General features: G+C 51.5%; 14 protein-coding genes and 2 rRNA genes. 2 read left to right on the top strand and 14 right to left on the bottom strand.

Annotation, left to right across the window (positions count from 1 at the left end; genetic code table 11):
* Positions 1-596 precede the first annotated feature (596 nt).
* Positions 597-1,298, top strand: coding sequence for a hypothetical protein (locus T320_RS08830; RefSeq protein WP_037354985.1), 702 nt, complete (start codon positions 597-599; stop codon positions 1,296-1,298).
* Positions 1,299-1,346: 48 nt separating this feature from the next.
* Here T320_RS08830 and T320_RS08835 read toward each other — a convergent pair whose 3' ends face one another.
* From T320_RS08835 to T320_RS08885, 11 genes are all read right to left on the bottom strand, one after another.
* Positions 1,347-2,492, bottom strand: a complete 1,146-nt coding sequence (locus tag T320_RS08835; protein ID WP_037354987.1) for a S41 family peptidase — start codon at positions 2,490-2,492, stop codon at positions 1,347-1,349.
* A gap of 25 nt (positions 2,493-2,517) precedes the next feature.
* Positions 2,518-3,636 carry a murein hydrolase activator EnvC family protein gene (locus T320_RS08840; protein WP_143035222.1) on the bottom strand — a complete coding sequence of 373 codons (1,119 nt, stop codon included), beginning with the start codon at positions 3,634-3,636 and terminating at the stop codon, positions 2,518-2,520.
* A 5-nt stretch (positions 3,637-3,641) separates the two neighbouring features.
* Positions 3,642-4,529 carry a permease-like cell division protein FtsX gene (ftsX, locus tag T320_RS08845; RefSeq protein ID WP_026761428.1) on the bottom strand — a complete coding sequence of 296 codons (888 nt, stop codon included), beginning with the start codon at positions 4,527-4,529 and terminating at the stop codon, positions 3,642-3,644.
* A complete protein-coding gene (ftsE, locus tag T320_RS08850) occupies positions 4,519-5,205 on the bottom strand; it encodes a cell division ATP-binding protein FtsE (protein WP_026761429.1) in 687 nt (228 codons plus the stop codon). Before ftsE ends, ftsX begins: the two co-directional genes overlap by 11 nt.
* 138 nt (positions 5,206-5,343) lie before the next feature.
* Complete coding sequence (locus T320_RS08855) at positions 5,344-6,975, bottom strand: sensor domain-containing diguanylate cyclase (RefSeq protein WP_037354992.1); 1,632 nt, start codon at positions 6,973-6,975, stop codon at positions 5,344-5,346.
* Positions 6,976-7,041: 66 nt separating this feature from the next.
* Complete coding sequence (locus tag T320_RS08860) at positions 7,042-8,448, bottom strand: MATE family efflux transporter (protein WP_037354995.1); 1,407 nt, start codon at positions 8,446-8,448, stop codon at positions 7,042-7,044.
* 118 nt (positions 8,449-8,566) lie between these two features.
* Positions 8,567-9,220, bottom strand: a complete 654-nt coding sequence (locus T320_RS08865; protein ID WP_037354996.1) for a trimeric intracellular cation channel family protein — start codon at positions 9,218-9,220, stop codon at positions 8,567-8,569.
* Positions 9,213-10,145: a ketopantoate reductase family protein gene (locus T320_RS08870; RefSeq protein WP_037354999.1), complete on the bottom strand. Its 933-nt coding sequence runs from the start codon at positions 10,143-10,145 to the stop codon at positions 9,213-9,215. The genes T320_RS08865 and T320_RS08870 overlap by 8 nt, the downstream gene beginning before the upstream one ends.
* A 151-nt stretch (positions 10,146-10,296) precedes the next feature.
* Positions 10,297-11,415 (bottom strand): M20/M25/M40 family metallo-hydrolase, encoded by a 1,119-nt coding sequence (locus T320_RS08875; protein ID WP_026761434.1) that lies wholly within the window; start codon positions 11,413-11,415, stop codon positions 10,297-10,299.
* Between the two features lie 30 nt (positions 11,416-11,445).
* Entirely contained in the window at positions 11,446-12,720 is a 1,275-nt protein-coding gene (dcuC, locus tag T320_RS08880) for a C4-dicarboxylate transporter DcuC (protein ID WP_037355003.1), read from the bottom strand.
* 170 nt (positions 12,721-12,890) lie between these two features.
* Positions 12,891-13,694 carry an amino acid ABC transporter substrate-binding protein gene (locus T320_RS08885; RefSeq protein ID WP_026761436.1) on the bottom strand — a complete coding sequence of 268 codons (804 nt, stop codon included), beginning with the start codon at positions 13,692-13,694 and terminating at the stop codon, positions 12,891-12,893.
* Positions 13,695-13,902: 208 nt separating this feature from the next.
* Here T320_RS08885 and T320_RS08890 point away from each other — a divergent pair, with 208 nt between their 5' ends.
* Positions 13,903-14,970 (top strand): HD-GYP domain-containing protein, encoded by a 1,068-nt coding sequence (locus T320_RS08890; RefSeq protein WP_026761437.1) that lies wholly within the window; start codon positions 13,903-13,905, stop codon positions 14,968-14,970.
* A gap of 54 nt (positions 14,971-15,024) precedes the next feature.
* Here the strand turns inward: T320_RS08890 and T320_RS08895 are convergent, their stop codons facing one another.
* The 3 genes from T320_RS08895 to T320_RS08905 all read right to left on the bottom strand — a co-directional run.
* The gene (locus T320_RS08895; protein WP_037355006.1) at positions 15,025-16,995 is read right to left on the bottom strand and encodes a methyl-accepting chemotaxis protein; all 1,971 of its coding nucleotides are present in this window, start codon (positions 16,993-16,995) and stop codon (positions 15,025-15,027) included.
* 151 nt (positions 16,996-17,146) lie between these two features.
* Positions 17,147-17,263, bottom strand: a 5S ribosomal RNA gene (gene rrf, locus T320_RS08900).
* Positions 17,264-17,333: 70 nt separating this feature from the next.
* Positions 17,334-17,653 (bottom strand): 23S ribosomal RNA (locus tag T320_RS08905); the annotation flags it as partial.

The following is a 17,653-nucleotide window of genomic DNA, read 5'->3' on the forward strand; positions in this document are numbered from 1 at the left end:
TGACCCACAAGAAATGTATGGGCTTTTTAGTTACCTGCGCCGGGCAAGACCGGCGGCGCGTATGTTCAGCTGAATATCTAGCTAATACCGTTGGTGGGCCAGTCCTCACTGCGTTCGGACAGTCGTTCCACGGCGAAAAGCATCACCACCTCCGCCCTAAGTGATGTTCTAACCAAACGGCATTTTCGCGGTGACAAGCAGCAAGAACATCGATGTTCTCGTTACGAGAGTAACACATTCGTGGCAACAGTATAGGCCGTGGCTTGGGGCGAATGGAGGAGTGATTTTTCTGTAGGGAGCGACTGCCTGAGCGCAGCGAAGGCCGGCCCCAGGTAGAAATCAGCTAAGCAAATACGCTGAAAGCAGCGCCGTTGGCCTGCCCGGCGCGAGTACCTGGACATCTCTCTTTTACGAGGGGGTCGTTTAGCGGAAACAGAAAAATTACTCCCCCATTCGTCCCTAACTGCATATGAACAGGATACCTTTACCACGAACTGAACTGCAAGTCCACCTCTATTTTAATTTTCCCTTAATTGCAATTCACTATCGATAATGCTATCATAATTTTTGTATGAAAATTGAGGAGATGATACAAAATGGAAGAAATGGCCCCTTATGAAGCCGGCAATGGGCGAAACAAAAAATTCATTGCGATTGCCATAGTCATCCTGTTAGTCATTTGCGGCATTGGCGGTTATCTGTACTACAAGCGCACCCCCGCCTACTCCATGCAGCTGATTCAGGAATCCGTCAAAGAGCACAACTGGGAAAAATTCAGCCGTCATGTGGATACCAAAAATCTGGCTGATGCTGCCTTTGACGATATCATTGAGATAAGCATGGAAGAACGCGGCGATTTGGACGAACATACCAAGGCCCTGGCCATGAGCTTTGTCAAACTGGTAAAACCCAACATCACCAGCCTGCTTGAATCTGCCGTCAAGGAATACGTGGAAACCGGCGAATTCAAAAAGGACGAGACGGGTAACGCCAAAAATAACGGCACCACGCAAAATAAAAAGGCCGCACCGAAAAAAGGCAATCCGGCCGATAATCTGCTGCAGGACACCAAAGCAGATAAGCTGAAATTCTCCAGCATAAAATCAACGGAGGAGAGCGACAGCACCGCCATCGTCACCTTGGAGCTTCGTGACGAAGCTGCCAATGCCAATTATGAATTGAAAATCCGCATGATTCAGCTCGAAGATGGCACCTGGAAAGTCAGCAAAATCGATAATCTCAAGGAATTCTACAAAGCCGTCAAGGAAAACGAAAAGCAGCATAAAAAAGCGGCTTAAACACGAAAATAAAGGCTATGCACCAAGCAACGTGCATAGCCTTTTTCTTTACTGCATTTTCTTCTGTAATACTTCCTTGGCCATATTGAGCTGTTTGTCCACCGTATCCCCTTCGCTGAGGTTCACAGTTATATCCGGCTCAATGCCAATGCCGTCAATACATTTGCCGCTGGGCGTATAGTATTTGGCAATGGTGAGTTTCAGGCCATCATTGTGGAACAGAGGTACTACCACCTGCACCGAACCCTTGCCGTAGGATTTGGAGCCTACGATGGTGGCCGCTTCTCTGTCCTGCAGAGCACCAGCCAAAATTTCCGAAGCACTGGCGCTGTTGCCGTCAATCAGCACTACGATAGGCGGCGTACTTTCCTCTAAGCTGGAGTCATACTCCTCCTTGCTGCCGTCCCGCTGTACCACGGAGACGATATTGCCCTTGGGCACCAGCATATCGGCCACTTCCACACAACTTGTTATGAGCCCGCCGGGGTTTTGGCGCAAATCCACAATCAGACCTGCCATGCCGGCCTCTTTGAGCTTGTTGTATTCGCTCTTGAATTCATCCCCGGTGTTTTCCCCAAAGGACGCAATGCGGATATAGCCCATCCGGCCATCGTCCAGCATTTTGCCTTTAGCCGAGGGAACCTTTATCATATCCCGCTGAATGGCGTATTCCTTGTCGGCTTCATCCGCCCGATGAATCAGCAGCTTTACTTCCGTACCTGCGTCGCCGCGGATATGCAGTGCCACTTCTTCCGGCTGATACTCCGTCACCGGCGTACCGTCCACCGACATGATTTCGTCACCGACTTTGAGGCCCACCTTTTCGCCGGGTGTCCCTTCGAGCACCGCCATAATCGTGACCTTGTCATCCTTGAAGCCCATGGTGACACCGATGCCCCCAAAGGCACCGGCTGTATGTTCTTTCAGAGCTTTATACATGGAGGTCTTCATATAGATGGAATGCGGGTCGCCGAGGGATTTTACCATGCCGTCAATGGCGCCATCCATAAGTCTGGTAGTATCCACATCGCTGACATAGCGGGTTTCAATCATGCGCTTGACGCCGAAGAACCGCAGCAAATCCGTAGTCTTTTCTCCGTCAAGGCCAAAGAGTTTCATAAGTCCCATTATCGTCAGGAAACTGGACGCTAGCGCCGTCACCACCACGATAAGGGCTATTTTTTTCTTGCTCAAACAATTTCACCTTCTATCCCTGGGATTATAGATAACCGTAAGGACTTACCGGCGAGCCGTTCTGGCGCACCTCGAAATGGCAGTGGGGGCCGGTAGAGTTGCCGGTGGAACCACAGTAAGCGATGGTTTCGCCCTGGCTCACCTGCTGGCCGACTGATGCCGCCAAAGACTGATTATGACCATAGAGGGTGGTGATGCCGCCGCCATGGTTGATGATTATCGTATTGCCGTAGCCGGAAATCCAGCCCGCATATTCCACGGTGCCGGAGGCAGCTGCCGCAATCGGCACGCCGTAGTCCGCACCGATATCGATACCGCTGTGGAACTTCTGCGTGCCCGTAATGGGATGGGTACGCCAGCCAAATTCAGAGGTAATCGTACCGCCCACGGGCCAAATCATGGAGCCATTGCCGCCCGCCATTGCGCCAGCCGGAGCATTGGCCATACTGCTGCGCCGCAGCATTTCCTCAATCTGCTTGGAAGCCGCCATCATTTCATCATACTGGCGGTCCACCGTGGCCTTGTCGTTTTTCATCTGGTCAATGATGGCCTTGCGCTTGCGGACCTTTTCTTCCATGATTTCCCGGGCCTGACGGGCTTTTAATTCCTGCTCCGCCCGGGCTTCTTTATCTTTTTCGAGGCTCTTCTGCGTCTCTTCGATTTCGCTCTTTTCTTCCAGCACCACATGAACCAAATCATAGTCTTGCTTGATGACCTTTTTAAGTAAGTCCATGCGGGTCATCAAATCGGAAAAGTCCTTGGCGCCAAAGAGCACATCCAGATAGGAAATCTGGCCGTTGATGTAAATATCACGAACCCGCTGGCCCAGCTTGGCACTCTTTTTCTTGTAGTCGGCCTCCACCACTTTGAGGCGGGCTTCATTCTTCTCCATCCGTTCCAGCGTTTCATCCAAAGCCGCCCGCAGAGACTTGTGTTCGGCGATAGCCGCATCGGCTTCCTCGTCCACCAGCCGCTTTTCTTCCGACAGGGATTCGATTTTCGACTGCAGGGCGTTGCTCTTGTCCTTTAACTCCTCCGCCTGCTTGTCGTAGCTGGCCTTGTCATCCTCCAGTGACGCATACGCCGTGGAGGCCGTCAGCACCACCGACAAGGTGGCGGCCGTTATCGTTTGCCATTTTTTCATCATCATCAAACCTCAAGGAATCGCTTCAGGGAGAACGCCGACCCAATGGCGCCAATCAGCATGCCGGAGATGATGATGGCCACCGTCACATAATTCATAAAGGGATACTGGGGCAGCAGCGGGAAAAAGGCCAGCGTGCTGTAAATCTTCGCCGCCATGGCCGCATAGAAGCTGCGCAGGGCCAGTGCCGACAAAATGCCGCCTACGCAGCCCAGCACAATGCCCTCCATGAGGAACGGCCAGCGGATAAACCAGTCGGTTGCCCCCACGTATTTCATGATGGCGATTTCCTTGCGCCGCGCAAATACCGTAAGGCGGATGGTGTTGGAAATGATGAAAATCGTCGCACCTGCCAGAAGCAGCATCAATACCAGACCGAAAATACGCATAAGGCGCGTGATGTCAAAGAGGTGTTCCACCACATCCTGCCCATACTTGGCCGACTCTACCCCCTCCATGCGCTCAATGGCCTTGGCGGCGGTTTCTACCATTTCCGGGGTCTTGACCGTCACTTCAAAGGCATCCGGCAGCGGATTCTTGTCCCCGAGGGCATCCAAGAGGTACTTCTGGTCGCCCAGACGCTCGGAGAGGCGGTCCTTGGCCTCGTCCTTATCCACGAACTTCACCGTATCAATGCCCTGCATTTTTTCCAAATCGCTTTGCAGGTCAATGCGCTGCTGCTTCTTCAAATCATCCTGCAGGTAGACGCTGATTTGCACCTGCGACTCCAGCGTGGAGGCCATGCGGTTCATATTGAGTACGAGAATCAAAAACACGCCCAGCACGAACAGCGATACCGCCACCGTGCCGATGGAGGCAAAGGACATCCAGTTGTTGCGCCGCAGGGAGCGGAACACCTCCTGAATAAAATATTCACCGGTTCTAAGCTTCATATCCATAACCTCCCCGCATCTGGTCACGGACAATGCGCCCGTCCTCAATGGCAATAACGCGCTTCTTCATGGTGTCCACGATATTGCGGTCATGCGTAGCCATGACGATGGTCGTGCCGGCCTTGTTGATGCGTTTGAAAATATCCATAATGTCCCAGCTGGTTTCCGGGTCCAGATTGCCTGTGGGCTCGTCGGCAATCACAATGGAAGGATTGTTGACGATGGCCCGGGCGATGGCCACACGCTGCTGCTCACCGCCGGAAAGCTGTGACGGAAAACTGCGGTACTTGTCACGCAGGCCTACCACATCGAGCACGGAATTGACACTGCGCTGCATGGTGCGGCGGGGCGCTTCGATAACCTGCATGGCAAAGGCCACATTCTCAAAGACAGTCTTATCCGGAAGCAGGCGGTAATCCTGAAAGATTACGCCCAGCTCACGGCGCAGATACGGAACCTCCGAGCGTTCCATCTCCACCACATCATGGCCGTTTACCAGGAGCTTGCCCTTGGTCGGCAGTTCCTCCCGGAACAGCATCTTGATAAAGGTGGATTTGCCCGCGCCACTTGGCCCCACAACGAACACAAACTCGCCCTTCTTGATATCTACATTGACATGGTCAAGGGCAACCACGCCGGTATCATAGGTCTTGCTGACCTCCCGCATCTGTATCATTAGGAACTATCCTCCTACAATAAAATAAACTAACTTATATTTTACCATAAAATGGTGGGGCAAAGCAAAGAAAGCCCGGGGCAATTGCCTGGGGCTTCGGTAATATTTTTTAGCGCCTGCTTCCGCTTGTACATCACTTCATCTTCGGAGCTGCTGTTTTTCTTTGCGGAGCCGTTTGTTCTCGTACATGGCCTTATCAGCCCGCCGGGCCACATCGATTACGGCAGGGTCATTTTCCGGGTCGTAAACAGCCAGCCCCATGCTTATATTCGCCTGTTCCCACTCATTTTCAGCGGCAGCACGGCTTTCTTCCCGATATTTTCGGAATAAAGCGAACAGCTTCTCACGGTCACGGAAATCGTCATTTTCCAAAATGACGGCAAATTCATCACCGCCAATGCGGAATACGGGACTATGCTGGAAAGCACGGCAGATTAACTGACTGGCCTTTTTGATATAGATATCGCCTTTATCATGGCCGTAAAAATCATTGATGTATTTGAGATTATCACAGTCGAAAACACCTATGGCAAAGGCCAGGCCTTCGGCCTTGCTGTCCATCCTGTCCTGTATTTTTTGCATATAAGCGCCATAGCCTGCTTTATTCCGCACGGAAGTCAGCGCATCAATATAGACTTGGCGGTTGAGGCTGTCGATATTTTCCTTTGTCTTTTCTACCAGCCCTTTGAAGGTGCGGGTAAGTATGCCAATCTCATCATCGCTCGTATCGGCCAAGACCACATTATAATTTCCGTCGGCAACCTGCCGCGCTGCATTGGTCAGTTCATGAAGCGGCTTGGTGATGCGGCCGGCAAAGCGCATCATCACGAAAGTTGCCAAGAGCAGAATGATAAAGGAGACAAAAAGCGCACGTGAAATCAGCCGTTGCCATACGCTGTTGATTTCTCCCCAGGGTACCGTCACATAGAGCCGCATCCCATTGCTCAGCGGGACCCAGACAGCCTCCTTCTTGATTCCATTGAAATGATATACGACATGCTGGTCACCCTTGACCTGATCCGGAGCATCGATGGCGACTTTTTCCCCATACTGCATGGTGGATTCCATCTGCGGATGGTAAATCAAACGGGAATGCTCGTTGAGGATAAAGGCATAACCGCTTTCAAAGAGCTTGATTTTTTCCACCTCATGGGCTAAGGTCGCATAATCGATTTCGATACCTACTACACCGACAAATTGTCCCTGACGATAAACGGGGACATTGTAGGAAAAGACCCAGGCCCCCCAATTTTCGGTATGATAAGGTGGCAGCCATACGCCCTTTTTTTCGGCTTTCGGAATCGTAAACCAACCCAGCGCCGAAGTATCGTTGGTGTCATATTGCGTGATGTCCGTCACTTCATGTTCCCGAAAATCGTTGCCATTTTCCTTGACATACCAAAAACCCGGATGTGCTTTTGAATATTCCGGGTCAATGCGAAAATAATAGGTGAGTACACCATTGGTGTTATGCGCCATTTTACTGAACAGATGACGCACGTTTTCGACTTCATCCCCCAGCTTTTCAGGCGGCATCGTTTCGAGGTTATCTTGTATGATGGCGGAAACCGTTTCTACCGAGGTCTCTACACTATTGAAATAAGTCTCCAAATTCATTGCACCAGTTGTACATTTCAGATGAAGCATCTGGTCCGCATCGCTTTTGCCCAAGGTTTTGATGGAATAAACGCCGATATAGGTAACGATGCTTAACGCCACAATAATCGCACTTAACGTCAGCAATGTGAATTTTGTTCTGATGGAGTTCATCTGCGCATCCCCTCCTTCGGCAATTAATCTCATTATGTATATTCCATGCCGAGGAGCAAAAACCTGCTACGATATTTTTTTGTAGAGTTCTTCCCCGCGCCATATCAATACACCAAGTGACAACAGACCTCTGGCGCAAAGCTCCACACACATAGCCGTCCAGACACCGTTGAGGCCGTAACCCTGGGCAAGATAGATGGCCAAGGGAATGCGGATGCCCCACATGGCGACGAGATTGAGTATCGTGGGCATTTTCGTTTCGCCCGCACCGCGGAAGATGCTCGTGACGATGATACCGGCGGCAAAGAGCGGTTCGGCCCATGCCTCAATGCGCAGGATTTGGGTGCCCGCGGCGATAACCGCGCCATCCTGCGATAAGAGTGCCATCATCAGCGGCGCACAGACATACATCACGACACCCATGAGCATCATCCAGCCCATGCCCAGAGCCGCACTGGCATAACCAAAACGCTGCGCCAACTTGCTGCGCCGTGCGCCCACACTCTGGCCCACCAAAGTCTGCGCGGCGGCCGCCACGCCGATGCCCGGCATGTAACAGATGCTTTCCGCCGTAATGGCAAAGGAATTGGCCGCCAGCGCTACGGTGCCCAAGGGCGCCACAATGCGGGTGAAGGCCACATAGGCACTGCCCATGACAAACTGCTCCAGCACCATGGGAATTCCCAAACGGGTTGCCTCCCGCAGTTCCCCTCGCCAAGGCAGGAGTTCTTCCTGCCGGTAATGAAGCGTACGGGATTTTTTGAGCAGGACAAAGAGCATGGCCGTCATGCAGCAGGCTTCAGCGAGCACCGAGCCCAAGGCCACACCCGCTACGCCCAAATCCCCACCGGGAAGCCAAAACGTCATGCTCCCGACATGCAGTGTACGCGAGGGAAAAATCAGCAGCGCATTGAAGAGCACATCGAGCAGACACATCATGACGTTTAAGAGGCTGGGCACCTTCATATTGCCGCTGGCCTGCAGCATGGAACCGGCGGCAAAATTTACCGTAAGCAAGGGCAGGCCCAGCGCATAAATAGCAAGATACGTGGAAGCATCCCCGGCAATATCTGCCGTACCGCCGAGGAAATAGGGCAGATAGCCACTCAAGCCAGCGCTCAACAGCCCCAAGGCCAAGCTGAAAACAAACACCGCCCACAAGCCATGGCGCACCAAACTGCGCGCCCGCAAATCCTCGCCGGCACCGATGGCATGCGCCAGCTGAATGGTATAACCCATGGACATGGCAAAGCAGATGCCGCCGATAAGCCAGGTGGTGGAATTGACCAGACCGATGGAAGCTGCCGCTCCGGCACCAATCATGCCCACCATGGAGGCATCGATATACTGCATCATCACCGTGGTGATTTTGGCCATAATGGCCGGAACGCTGAGCTGCCAGGTCAGCAGCAGCAAATCCCCCCAGCTGAAGGGCTCTCCTTTCCGTATCCGCCCCAAAAGATTTTTCCGCATACTTACTCCTTTACGAAAAAATTTAACCGTCCCTTCACGCACAAGGGACGGTCAAAGTCAATTCAGTATGGTCTAATATAACACATTTTTTCTCTGGGGACAAGGACAAATGGCAGCTTTAGCGCCGCTTGTGCCAATCGGCCCGAGGATGGAAGAGATGCCAGCCAAAATGCAGCGCACTAAACCGCAGGAGAATCACCAGCACGAAACATATCCAGGCCATGGTCACCAGATCCACATAATTTTGCAGACTGCAGGACACCACCGCCCCAAAAAGCGCCGCCGTGGCATAGATTTCCTTGTAGAGCACCGCCGGCATGCGATGCGCCATCAAATCCCGCAGAATGCCGCCCCCCACAGCCGTAATCACGCCCAGAAGCACCGGCATGACATAGGGATTGCCCGCCTCTCGTGAAAGGCCCGTCAGCATCCCAGTTATAGTAAACGAGGCCAGCCCCACGGTGTCAAACATATTGTAGAGCCATAGCATAAAATTCTTGTTGAGCGGCGGATAGGGCCAAAAAGTGTAGGCCATGGACACCAGCAGCGCAATGATAATCGAAAGCATAAAATCCGTCACGTTGCAAAGAGCCATCGGCGGCGTAATGCCTGCCAGCACATCACGCACCATACCGCCGCCCACTGCCGTAAGAGCTGCCAGCACGATAATGCCGAAGATGTCCATGCGCCGCTGAATGGCCACCATTGCCCCCGACACCGCAAAGGCAATGGTGCCCATAATATCAAAAATCACCCAGGTCAGACTATCCATGTAACTGCAAATGTTCCTTTCCCCATTCGTTAATCTTCTGATAGAGGGGCACCGGTACATGATACGTTTCCCCCAGCTCCACGACACGGGTCACAAGCCCTGCAAATTCCGACTTGCCGCCCCGCAGAATGTCCCGCTGCATGGAGGTCGTGGAACCGGGCTTCAAGACATCCATGATGCTGAGGCCGGTCTCCACCAAATCCTTTTCAAACGCAATGCCCATGGCCTTGCCCAAGGCCACCACTTCGCGGATAAGCCCCGCAAACATTTCCCGCTCCGGGCCTTCCTGCTGCAGTTTATCACTCGTGACATTGAAATACGCCCCGGCGGCTCCTGCCGGCGATACATAGGCAAATTTCTGCAGGGCATCCCGAATGATGTTGTCGCTGAAATGGCCGCGAATCTCTGCAGCCTGCAGAACCTTTTCCAACTCCTGTGCTATCGGCAAGAGCTTCTGCTCCTGCCCGGGACGGTAGCCGTAAATCACCCGCAGCATCTTGTCCGACTGATAAATCACGCCGGGCGCTTCAATCTGGCCCATCACATAGATACAGCCATCCAGACAGGTGAGCTCCGGCAGTTTTTCCTGCATCATGCCGCCAGTGCCAAAGACATTGAGCACAGGAACAATCAGCGTGTCCTTGCCCAGCTTCTCCCGGGCAAAGTCTATGGCATCTTCGATATTGTAATACTTCACGCAGACAAAGCAAACGTCAGGTACATCCTCATACTCTGCCGCAGTGCAGGCCGTCAGATTCTTGATGACCTCCGTGCCCCGATGATTGGTATGCAGGGTCAGTCCCTGCTCTCTTATAGCCGCTAAATGCTTCCCTCTGACAATCAACGTCACATCATTTCCTGCCATCGCCAGATAAGCTGCCAGCACCCCGCCGGTTCCCCCGGCACCAAAGATACAAAACTTCATGCTCCTGCCTCCTTTTCGATGATGAATACACGTTTATTGTACTATGAACGCGCAGCATGTACAAGCAAAAAGCCCCGTGTCCACTCCGTATTTGACTGTCAAAAACGCGTTGACATGTCAAATTGACAAGTCAACGCGCCCTAAGCCTTATTTACTTTTCCGCCACGGTCTTGACGATTTCCAGCGCCCAGCGGGCAGAGTCATACAAATCCTTGATTTCAATGTATTCCTCTTTGGTATGGGCTTTTTCCATGCCCACGGACAGTACCACCGTGGGTACGCCATAGGTATTGAAATGGTTGGCATCCGAACCGCCGCCGGATTCTTCGAGCGCAACCGGCAGGCCGAGTTTTTCGGCAGCCTTCACAGCCGTCTGAATCACGGCAGAATCCTTCGGCAAAAGATACGGCCCATAGTCGGGGCTCACTTCCGCCACAATCTTGCAGCCGGTTTTGTCGGCACCATTTACGAAATGGTCACAGATTTCCTGCGTAATCTTATCGAGCTTGGCCTTGTTACGGCTGCGGCTTTCATAGAATACATCACAGGTTTCCGCTACCACATTCGTAGCCGAGCCGCCCTGAATTCTGCCCAAGTTACAGGTGGTTTCCTCGTCAATGCGTCCCTGGGGCGCATCGGCAATCAGCAGGCCTGCGGCACAGATGGCATTAATGCCTGCCTCGGGTTCAACCCCGGCATGGCTGGCCTTGCCTTCAATATGAATCTTAATCTGATTCTTGCCTGGTGCCATAAAGGTGATGTTGCCGGGATGATTGTGCGTATCCAGCGTGAAGCCAAAATCCGCATGCAGCAGGCTCTTATCCAAGTTCTGCGAACCATGGACGCCATTTTCCTCCGCCACGGTAAATACCACCTGCAGCGGGCCGTGCGGAATGTTCTGTTCCTTGAGCTGGCGCAGGGTTTCGAGGATGGCCACTACACCGGCCTTATCATCACCGCCCAAGATGGTCGTGCCATCGGAACGGATAATGCCGTCCGCAATCACAGGCTTAACGCCGCCGCAGGGCTCCACGCAGTCCATGTGCGCCGTCAGCATCACCGTGGGGCCGTCAACAGTTCCCGGGAAATCCGCTACGAGATTGCCCGTATTGCCGCCGATTTTTTCTCCGGCCTTGTCTTCTTTGACCGTACCGCCCAACTCCGTCAGGCGTTTGGTGAGCAGGTCGGCAACTTCCCGTTCATCATGGGTGGAACAGCGAATCTGTACCAGTTCCAAAAACTCATCTAATACGCGCTGCTCATTAATCATGGGTATACCTTCTTCCATCAAGCTAACAAATTACAAGAACAGCATCAGCACCAAAGCCGCGGCCAAACAGGGCAGGGCATTGCGCTTGGATACTTCCATGGGGTTGACCTTGGCAAGGCCGGCACAGATAATGGCAGCACCAGCCACCGGCGACATGGAACGGCCCATAGCACCGGCAATCTGCGCCAGCGAACCCAAATCCATAATGCTCATGCCAAAACTTTCCGCAAACGGCGTTACCGCACCATTAAAGGCAAAGGCGGCAGCATCGCCGGAACCGGAGATTACTGCAATCAGGAAGGGACCGAAGGTACCCGCAGCAGCGGCTGCAGACTGGGAGCCCTTCATGACTTCCGTCAGCGCACCCGTAAGGCCAACGGCAGCCATACCCGTGGTGAACACGCTGGCGCAGACAATCAGACCGATAACATTGGCATAGGCGCTGCCCATACCATCAAAGAAATTCTTGCAGACTTCCTGCGCATTGGACCAGGTAACCAAGAGGCCCAGCACAACACCGATAATCATGGACAGAGCCACGCTCATTTCCGGCAGAACAGCAACCTGCTTGGAGCCCAGAATCAAGAGCAGCAGCGGCACGAGCGGAACCAATGCCCGCAAAGGATTGACCTTGAAATCATGCAGATCGTGATGCTGCTCCTTTTCGAGAGAAGCCAGATATGCCTCACGGCGTTCCTCCGAAGCACCTTCCTTCATTATAACGGCATAAACCGTCATCACTGCAATGCAGGCAAAAGATGCGATTACAGAGGCCGGCGTTTCATTGATGATGACCGTCATCATATCCGTCCCGGCCAAATCTGCCACAAAGGGGTTATGGGCATTACCCGGGCTGATGGCACTGCCCCAGGTACCAGCCAGTACCGTAGCCGCAGCCATGGCCGGATGAACACCGGCAGCAATCAGCGTCGGAATCAGAATACTGCCCACAGCTGCAGAGCAGCCGGCAGCCGAAGGAATGGCCAGACTAATCCACCAGGTCAGGAAAAAGGACAGCGGCACGAGCACCGTGCGCCCCTTTTTCAGCACGCCGGAAATGGACTGCACCAGATGCTGGTCACATTCCGTCAGCTTCATCACATACGAAAAACCCATTACCGAACAGATTGTCGGTACCAGAGAGTTATTCGTCATGGCCTTCATAAAGGCTTTCATGATATCTCCCGGCAGACCGCCAATCAGGCACATGATGACGCCCGCCAAAAAGAGTACCAACCGCGCTTCAATCTTCTTGATAATCAGCGCAAAAGTCAGGATAACAATAATACCACCAGCGAGTAACATAAATAATACCTCCTATGCTCACTGTCTAAATTTATGCAAGCATAATTATATATTATTTTTATTTTTATTACAATTAGTCTGAATAATATTTAAGTGCGTATCAAGTGTACATTAAATAATGCAAAATAAAAAACCTGTAAACCAAAACCAGCTTACAGGTTCTAAACACTTTATTTCTTGGTGATATCTTTGCCGAACCACTTTTCGGAAATCTTGGCCATGGTGCCATCGGCCTTCATTTCGTTGAGGACCTTCTGCACATCATCACGCAGCTGCTGATTGTCCTTGGCAAAACCAATGCCAAAGGTGCTGACAGGACCTACCGCCACATCCACAACGTCGAGGCTGTCTGCATGCTTGCTCATGTAATAGCGGCCGGTGATTTCATCGCCCACCACTGCATCAATACGGCCATTTTCCAAATCCATAAAGGCGGAAACAAAGTCCGAATACTTCTTGACTTCCTTTACCTTTTCTTTGAAGAAGGAATTGCTGTCCATATATTCTTCTGCGGAGCTGGCACTCTGGGTACCGATGACCTTGCCGGCCATAGAAGCTTCGTCCGTGATATCCTTGTTCCCCTTCTTCACGAAGATAATCTGGCGGTTATCCATGTACGGGTCCGAGAACAGCATGTTTTCCTTGCGCTTTTCGGTAATATCGAGACCGTTCCAGAGGATATCCACACGGCCGCTCTTGAGCTCCGCTTCCTTACTCGACCAGTCGATGGCCTTGAACTCTACTTCACGGCCCAGACGCTTGCTGGCTTCTTTTGCCAGGTCGATATCGAAGCCCACGATTTCGTTGCTTTCATTCTTAAAGCCCATGGGCGGGAAATTATCATCAAGCCCCACCACAATCTTCTTCGTTTTATCCGCATTATTTGCCTTGTCGGCTCCGCCACCGCAGCCCGTCACGAAAGCTGCCGTCATGATTGCAGCCATGCCTAACGCTAAAAGTTTCTGCCATTTCATAAGGATATCCCCTCTCTGTTTTCCTTTAGTATGTTAAATCGTTACAAGACAAATTATACTGTAACTTTGTAAATCCTGTCAAGTGATTTCATCATCCATCCGTCAATTTATAGGCGAAAGAAAAATAAATAAAGGTTTTTCCATAAAAAACGAGAACTATTAACATATATCATCAGTGGATTATATCCCATGCAAGGAGGTTTTTACTTTGCGAGCCGTTTCAGTGGAAGATTTGAAACCAGGCATGATTCTCGCCCGCACCCTTGTCAATGACGACATGGTCGTGGTTTTGTCGGAAGATACGTTATTAACGAAGGCGCATATTACACGACTTAACTTTTTGAATATTGCTGTCGTCTACATTAAGGACGAATACGAGCTGAGCAAAAATTATCAGACTGCCTCCAGCATTTTCAATCGTGGCAACGCCTTTGTCAAAGAATATGACAGTGTGGTACAGGAAGCCCGCAGCATCTTTGATGAAACCAGCAAGTCCGGCAGCGTGCCTATAAACGAAACCCAGGACATGGTAAAGGATACCATTGCTCCTATGGCCCGTAACAGCGGTGCCATCGACTATCTCTATGAACTCAATCACCGGGCCAATGATGTCTACAATCATTCCCTGCGGGTATCCATTCTGGCTGGTGTTATCGCCAAATGGATGCACTTTAACCGTGCCAAGACCCGGGAACTCATCTTAGCCGGGTTCCTCCATGATATTGGAAAATGCAAATTCCCCCAGCGATTGCTGGATAAGAGTATCAGCAACCTGCACGGGGAAGATTACGAAGCCTATATCAAACATACGGTTGATGGCCAGCACATCCTGAGCAGCGTGGACGGGCTTTCTGATGGCATTAAGCTGGCAGCTATGCAGCATCATGAGCGCATGGACGGCACAGGCTTCCCCTTCGGCAGCACCGGGCCGGACATCCACGAATACGCCCGCATCATCATGATTGCCGACCTCTATGACAACATCACGACCGAACGGGAAGGCTACATCAAGCAGACGCCCTTTGCGGCCATTGCGCAGATTACAGAGAATATGTACACCTCTCTGGACCCGGAGGTATGCGTTCCCGTACTTACTCATATCAAAGATGCCTTCCTGGGTTCCCGGATAACCTTGAACAACGGGGAGCAGGGAATCATCGCCGCATATCCCAACGATTTTGCAGCTCATCCCTTCATCAGCCTCACTTCCAGCAATGAAATCGTCAATCTCAATGAACATCCGGAGCTTGTGATAACCGAATATAATCCCAAATAAAAACCCGCCGCATCCCCAACGATGCGGCGGAATTTTTTTGCCTGTGTGCTGTATTTATAATTTGAACTTACCGATTGCTTCCTGCATATCCGTAGCCATGTTGGCCAGCGACTGGGAAGCCGCTGCGATTTCCTCATTGGAAGCCGACTGTTCCTGCGTGGCTGCCGAAATCGTCTGCGTGCTTTCCGAAGTCTTACGGCTGATGCTGTCAATGGATTCCACGGCGTTGACGATATTGCCAGCCCCGGCAGCTACAACTTCTACGGACTTGTTGATTCCATCCATCTGTTCCTTGATGCCATTAACGAGGGAGAGAATTCCTTCAAACTGCTCACCGACATCGCGGATAGCCGCCGTACCACTCTTGACTTCCTCCGTACCGGCTGCCATTGCCTTTACGGCTTCATTGGTATCATTCTGGATGGACAGGATTCTTTCCTTAATCTGTTCCGCAGAATCATGTGACTCAGCGGCCAGTTTCCTTACTTCTTCAGCAACGACAGCGAAGCCCCGGCCATGTTCACCAGCTCTGGCAGCTTCAATCGCAGCATTGAGGGACAGAAGATTCGTCTGCTCCGCAATCGAGGATATGGCTTCGACAATCTGTCCAATCTGGTTGCTGTTTTCCCCGAGTTTTCTAACCACATCAGCCGATGCCAGAACGCTCTTTTCGATATTGCCCATCCGCTTAATCGCAGTTTCCATCAGCGCAGAGCCTTTTTGTGCGGCTTCGGCAGTTTGCCCCGAAGTTTCCGTAACCGTGCGGGCTTTGTCGGCCATGGAATTCACATCTTCATAAACCGTATCCACATTCGCCTTGGCATTGTTGATGTTTTGGAGCTGGTCCTCCATATTCAGGGAAACTTCACCCACGGTTTCCGCCACATGTACCGAAGCCTCAGCCGACTGCTGGGCATTGGCCGTAAGTTCTTCCGAGGAAGCCGCCACCTGCTCACTGGTTGCCGCCATCTTAGAAATCAGATTGCGCAGATTCCCGCTCATGGTGTTAAACGCACTCGTCAGCGAGCCGATTTCATCACTGGACATTACCGGCAGATTCTGAATCGCCAGATTGCCGTTGGCGAGCTGCGTAGCATGGAATTCCAGCCCTTCAATCGGCGTAGTAATCCGATTGGCAAACGTCAAGCAGATAAATCCGGCCAACAAAAGTCCGACTACCGTCAGAACAGCAAACACGATTTTCAAATGTGTAAGGGAAGCAAATACGAAATCACTGGGAACCGAGATGCCCATAAGCCAGCCGGTTTCGGGAACTGTCGTATAGGCAAACAGTTTGTCCTGCCCATCAATGGTTACTTCAAAATAACCTTCTTTATTCTTGAGCATTTCCTCAAAATGACTGCCCAGACCATCAATTTCCTTAAAATTCTTCATCGGCTCACCGGCACCGGACGTTGCCAGAATATTGCCGTTTGCTTCTGCGATAATGCCTGCACCTTCACCATGATACTTCATGTGATTGGTCTGTTCGGTAAGCACATCAAGCGCAATATCCAAGCAGGTCGCCCCGACAAACTGCCCATTCGCTTTAATCGGAGCAGCGACGGATACGACAAGTTTATTGGTATTCGTATCAATATAGGCATCCGTAAAGACCGGCTTATCCTTTGCCTTTGCATCCTTGTACCAAGGGCGCTCCCGCGGGTCTTTCTTGCCCGTGTTATCACCAGAATTGAAACCGAAGAACCAGCCATCTTCCGTTCCAGCGGTCATTTCCAGAATTTCCTTATCGGAAACCGTCGTGCCCAAAGTTTCCTTTGTCTGCATGATTTCCTTATTGCCATTCAGGCTGGTCATGTGATTGGTAGTAGCCACACCGAAAGCCTTTTTCTCCAGCAGCCACCCATTCAGCTCATTAGACTCATTGGAAATCGTGGTGCGCAGTTCACTGTCCACACTTTCCCTTAGCGCCGAGCTGGCCATGAAATAGCCGACAACGGATACGATTGCCAAGAGCAACCCCATCAAGCCGGAAAGAGCCATAAACTTCTGCTTCAGCCCCATAGATATTCCTCCCTATTCTTCATTATCCAAACATCACCCCGTCACGGTTTATTTAGATAATTCCACCTCAAAAGGAAAAGTCCTGCCAAATTCCGATTTCAACACAGATAAATATATACAAAAAAAGCACCCTTGCGGGTGCTTCTCATTTAACTGGCAACGCCCTATCCTCCCAGTCCGTCTCCAGACAAGTACTTTCGGCGTATGAGTGCTTAACTACTGTGTTCGGTATGGGAACAGGTGGAACCACTCAGCTATCGTCACCAGATATTCTGTTGAATGTATTATCTACACTCAAAACTATACAGAAGAAATTTTCATGTCGAACACTTTAGTTGAAAGATAAGCCCTCGATTTATTAGTATTGGTCCGCTGCATGCCTTACGGCACTTCCACTCCCAACCTATCTACCTTGTCTTCTTCAAGGAATCTTACTGGATTACTCCATGAGATACTTCATCTCGGGACAGGCTTCACGCTTAGATGCTTTCAGCGTTTATCCCTTCCGGACGCAGCTACCCAGCTATGCTTCTGGCGAAACAACTGGTACACCGGCGGTCCGTCCACTCCGGTCCTCTCGTACTAGGAGCAGCTTCCCTCATGTATCTTACGCCCGCGATGGATATGGACCGAACTGTCTCACGACGTTCTGAACCCA

Origin of the sequence: Selenomonas sp. FC4001 (genome assembly GCF_000701565.1) — a bacterium.
Taxonomy (GTDB): domain Bacteria; phylum Bacillota; class Negativicutes; order Selenomonadales; family Selenomonadaceae; genus Selenomonas_A; species Selenomonas_A ruminantium_B.

Bases quoted from the DNA above. Each gene is read 5' to 3' on its own strand.
- ftsE (WP_026761429.1), bottom strand. From the start codon at position 5,205: ATGATACAGATGCGGGAGGTCAGCAAGACCTATGATACCGGCGTGGTT.
- T320_RS08875 (WP_026761434.1), bottom strand. From the start codon at position 11,415: ATGATTAATGAGCAGCGCGTATTAGATGAGTTTTTGGAACTGGTACAG.
- T320_RS08840 (WP_143035222.1), bottom strand. From the start codon at position 3,636: ATGAAAAAATGGCAAACGATAACGGCCGCCACCTTGTCGGTGGTGCTG.
- ftsX (WP_026761428.1), bottom strand. From the start codon at position 4,529: ATGAAGCTTAGAACCGGTGAATATTTTATTCAGGAGGTGTTCCGCTCC.
- T320_RS08895 (WP_037355006.1), bottom strand. From the start codon at position 16,995: ATGGGGCTGAAGCAGAAGTTTATGGCTCTTTCCGGCTTGATGGGGTTG.
- dcuC (WP_037355003.1), bottom strand. From the start codon at position 12,720: ATGTTACTCGCTGGTGGTATTATTGTTATCCTGACTTTTGCGCTGATT.
- T320_RS08860 (WP_037354995.1), bottom strand. From the start codon at position 8,448: ATGCGGAAAAATCTTTTGGGGCGGATACGGAAAGGAGAGCCCTTCAGC.
- T320_RS08855 (WP_037354992.1), bottom strand. From the start codon at position 6,975: ATGAACTCCATCAGAACAAAATTCACATTGCTGACGTTAAGTGCGATT.
- T320_RS08870 (WP_037354999.1), bottom strand. From the start codon at position 10,145: ATGAAGTTTTGTATCTTTGGTGCCGGGGGAACCGGCGGGGTGCTGGCA.
- T320_RS08865 (WP_037354996.1), bottom strand. From the start codon at position 9,220: ATGGATAGTCTGACCTGGGTGATTTTTGATATTATGGGCACCATTGCC.
- T320_RS08885 (WP_026761436.1), bottom strand. From the start codon at position 13,694: ATGAAATGGCAGAAACTTTTAGCGTTAGGCATGGCTGCAATCATGACG.
- T320_RS08830 (WP_037354985.1), top strand. From the start codon at position 597: ATGGAAGAAATGGCCCCTTATGAAGCCGGCAATGGGCGAAACAAAAAA.